General features: G+C 68.3%; 4 protein-coding genes. All 4 read right to left on the bottom strand.

Going from position 1 to position 3,836, the window contains the following annotated elements:
* Positions 1–269 (bottom strand): ATP-binding cassette domain-containing protein (locus ACEQZD_RS09295; RefSeq protein WP_370185103.1); only part of this gene is annotated, 269 nt, incomplete at its 3' end.
* Positions 256–1,872 (bottom strand): iron ABC transporter permease, encoded by a 1,617-nt coding sequence (locus tag ACEQZD_RS09290; RefSeq protein WP_142947310.1) that lies wholly within the window; start codon positions 1,870–1,872, stop codon positions 256–258. The genes ACEQZD_RS09295 and ACEQZD_RS09290, both read right to left, overlap by 14 nt.
* A 45-nt stretch (positions 1,873–1,917) precedes the next feature.
* Positions 1,918–2,937, bottom strand: coding sequence for a Fe(3+) ABC transporter substrate-binding protein (locus tag ACEQZD_RS09285; RefSeq protein WP_370185101.1), 1,020 nt, complete (start codon positions 2,935–2,937; stop codon positions 1,918–1,920).
* A 66-nt stretch (positions 2,938–3,003) separates the two neighbouring features.
* The coding region (locus ACEQZD_RS09280) for a SpoVR family protein (RefSeq protein WP_370185099.1) at positions 3,004–3,836 on the bottom strand (833 nt) is incomplete at its 5' end.

Raw genomic sequence — 3,836 nt, 5'->3', positions numbered from 1 at the left:
GGGAACAGGGCGATGTCCTGGAACACCATGCCCACCCGGCGCTGCTCGGCGGGCACCAGCAGCCGGTCGCCGGTGACGGCGTCGCCGTGCAGGGCGATGCGGCCGCGGTCCGGGGCCAGGAAGCCGGCCACCAGGCGCAGCAGGGTGGTCTTGCCGCAGCCGGAGGGGCCGATCAGGCAGCCGATCAGGCCCTCGTCCAGGGAGAGGGAGACGTCTTCCAGCACCGGCTGGCCGTCGAACCGCACGTTCAGGTCGTCAATGGTCAGCATGGGGGCTCTCTTGATGGGGGTTCCGTATCGAGCGGGTCAGCAGTATCACCGGCGCCACGCCGGCGAGCAAAATGGTGAGCGCCGGCAGCGCCGCGTCCGCCAGCCGCTCGTCGGACGCCAGCTCGAAGGCGCGCACCGCCAGGGTGTTGGTGTTGAAGGGCCGCAGCACCAGCGCGGCGGGCAACTCCTTGAGGGTGTCCACGAACACCAGCAGGGCGCTGGTGGCCAGCGGCACCCGCAACAGCGGCAGATGCACCCGCCGCAGCATCGGCAGCGACGCCGTGCCCAGCGAGCGGGCGGCGTTGTCCAGGTTGGGGGACAGGTTCTGCAGGCCGGCGTCCAGACCCTGGATGGGAATGGTCAGGAAGCGCACCGTGCAGGCGAACACCACCGCGAACAGGGTGCCGGAGAACAGCAGCCCGGGCTCCGGCAGGCCCACGGACGCCAGCAGATTGTTGAGGCCGCGGTCCAGGCTGGCGAGCACCAGCACCACGCCCACCGCCAGCACGGTGCCCGGCACCGCGTAGCCGAAGCCGGCGAGCCCGGCGGCCAGGCGGCGGGGCCGGTCGCCGCGCAGCCGCCGCGCCCAGATCAGCAGCAGGCCCAGGCCGGTGGCGGCCAGGGCGGTGCACAGGGCGATCAGCAGGCTGGTGCCGAGCAGGCCCAGGAAGCCCGGCTCCGCCAGATCCCGCCAGCGCGGCAGGCTCCACACCAGCAGTTGCAGGGCGGGCAGAATGAACCCGAGCAGCACCGGCAGCCACAGCGCCGCCGCCAGCAACAGGCCCGGGCCCCGGCCCAGCGGCAGCGGCGCCGCCGCCCGCGCCGAGGCGACGCTGATGCGCCGTTCCTTGCGGGCGCGCCGCTCCAGGGTGAGCAGCACCACCATGGCGAGCAGCAGTACGCCGGCCAGTTGCGCCGCCGCCATGGCGTCGCCCAGCCCGAACCAGGTGCGGTAGATGCCGGTGCTCAGGGTGGGCACGCCGAAGTAGGCCACGGTGCCGTAGTCCGCCAGGGTCTCCATCAATACCAGCGCCAGCCCGGCAATGATCGCCGGCCGTGCCAGCGGCAGGGCCACCCGGAAGAACCGCCGCCAGGGCCCGGCGCCCAGGGTGCGCGCCACTTCCAGCGCCACCGCCGACTGGCTGACGAAGGCGGCGCGGGTCATCAGATACACATAGGGGTAGAGCACCAGCGTCAGCATCAGGCCGGCGCCGGCCGGGCTGCGGATGTCCGGCAGGGGCAGCGGCAACGCCTGCTGCAGGGCGCCTTCGCTGGCCAGAATGCCGGTCCAGGTGTAGGCGATCAGGTAGGCCGGGCAGGCCAGCGGCAGCAGCAGGGCCCACTCCAGCACCCGGCGCCCGGGGAAGCGGAAGCGGGACACCGCCCAGGCGGCGGCGACGCCGATCAGCAGAGTGCCGGTGCCGGTGAACAGGGCCAGGAACAAGGAGTGGCGCAGGTACGAGGGCAGTACCGTGCTGCTCAGGTGGCCCCAATTGGGCGAGGCGCCGGCCAGCCAGCTGCCAGCCACCACCAGTACCGGCGTGGCCAGCGCCAGCGCCAGCAGCAGTAGAACCAGGGAGCGCAAGGCGGGCGACGAAAACATGGCGCGATTATACCGATCCGCCGCCGCCTTGCCTGTCTTGAACGATTATTTCCAGCCTGCGCGGTCCATCAGTTTGACCGCGTCGGCGTTCAGCTCGCCGAGCTTGATCAGCGGCAGGTCGTCTTGTTTGAACTCACCCCACTCCTGCAGCAAATCGCTGACCGGCACGTCGGCGCGCACCGGGTACTCGTAGTTGGTCTCGGCGTACCACTGCTGGGATTCGTCGTTGACCAGGAACTCGATCAGCTGCCGGGCGTTGTCCGGGTTGGGGGCGTTGGTGGCCACGCCGGCGCCGGAAATATTGATGTGGGCGCCGCGGCCGTCCTGGTTGGGCCAGAACACCGCCACCTGCTCGGCGATCTCGCGGGCGTCGGCGTCGTCGCCGCCCTGCATCATGCCCAGGTAGTAGGTGTTGACCACGGCGATGTCGCACTCGCCGGCGGCCAGGGCCTTGATCTGGTCGCGGTCGCCGCCCACCGGATCACGGGCCATGTTGGACACCAGGCCCTCGGCCCATTGCTCGGTGTCCGCTTCGCCGTTGTGGGCGATCAGGCTGGCGGTGAGGGACTGGTTGTAGATGTTGTCCGAGGAGCGGATGCAGATGCGGTCGTCCCACTTTTCGTCGGCCAGGGCTTCGTAGGTGGACAGCTCGGCCGGGTCCACCCGGTCCGGGGCGTACACCACCACCCGGGCGCGCACGGACAGGCCGTACCAGTGGCCTTCCGGGTCGCGCAGGGCCTCGGGCACCTGCTCGGCGAGGGTGTCGCTCTCCGTGGTGGCCAGCTGGCCTTCCTGCTGGGCGCGGTACAGACGGCCGGCGTCGGTGGTGATCAGCACGTCGGCGGGGCTGTGCTCGCCTTCGGCCTTCATGCGCTCCACCAGGGCGTCGGCGCTGCCGGTGATCAGGTTCACGGTGATGCCGGTTTCCGAGGTGAAGCGGTCCAGCAGGGGCTTGATCAGTGCTTCCTTACGGGCGGAATAGACGTTCACTTCTTCGCTTTGCGAGCTGCATCCGGTTACCACCAGGGCGGCCATTAACGAGAAGAGGACACTGAGTCGACGCATGAAGGGTTTCTCCGGCGAATGAACGAATAAGGTTGCGCCGGATATAAACATTAATGAGAACGTTTATCAATCAAGGCGATGTGAAGGAATCGACAATCGCTCCACCACGCTGCCGTTGTCGACGCTCTCCAGGTGCACGTCGAAGCCCCACAGGCGGTGCAGGTGGCGCAGCACCTCCTGGGCGGTGTCCGCCTCCAGCGGCCGGTGGTGCTGGCGCAGGTGCTGCAGGGTGAGGGATCGGTCGCCGCGCACGTCCGCCGAGTACACCTGGATGTTGGGTTCCTGGATGCTCAGGTTGTACTGCTCGGAGAGCCGGTTGCGGATCGCCTGGTAGCCGGGCTCGTTGTGGATGGCGTTGATCTCGATGTAGTCGCGCTCGGAGTCGTCCATCAGGCTGAACAGCTTGAATTCGCGGATCAGACGCGGTGACAGAAACTGCTGGATAAAGCTCTCGTCCTTGAAGCTTTCCATGGCGAACTTGAGCGTCGCCAGCCAGTCGCTGCCGGCGATGTCCGGAAACCACTGGCGGTCTTCGTCGGTGGGCGCCTCGCAGATGCGGCGGATGTCCTGGAACATGGCGAACCCCAGGGCGTAGGGGTTGATGCCGGAATAGTAGGGCGAATCGAACGGCGGCTGGTAGATCACCTGGCTGTGGTTCTGCAGGAATTCCAGCATAAAGCCGTCGTCCACGCGGCCCTGGTCGTAGAGCTCGTTGAGCAGCGTGTAGTGCCAGAAGGTGGCCCAGCCCTCGTTCATCACCTGGGTCTGCCGCTGGGGGTAGAAGTACTGCGCCATCTTGCGCACGATGCGGATCACCTCGCGCTGCCAGGGCTCCAGCAGCGGGGCGTTCTTCTCCAGGAAGTAGAGCAGGTTTTCCTGGGGCTCGGAGGGGAAGCGCC

It is taken from the genome of Alloalcanivorax sp. (assembly GCF_964221125.1).
GTDB classification, from domain to species: Bacteria; Pseudomonadota; Gammaproteobacteria; order Pseudomonadales; family Alcanivoracaceae; genus Alloalcanivorax; species Alloalcanivorax venustensis.
The sequence above is the reverse complement of the archived record's forward strand: the minus strand, read 5'-3'. Positions and strand labels throughout refer to the sequence as shown.

What these genes read in the sequence shown, in the direction of transcription:
- ACEQZD_RS09290 (WP_142947310.1), bottom strand. Translation starts at nt 1,872, where the DNA reads ATGTTTTCGTCGCCCGCCTTGCGCTCCCTGGTTCTACTGCTGCTGGCG.
- ACEQZD_RS09285 (WP_370185101.1), bottom strand. Translation starts at nt 2,937, where the DNA reads ATGCGTCGACTCAGTGTCCTCTTCTCGTTAATGGCCGCCCTGGTGGTA.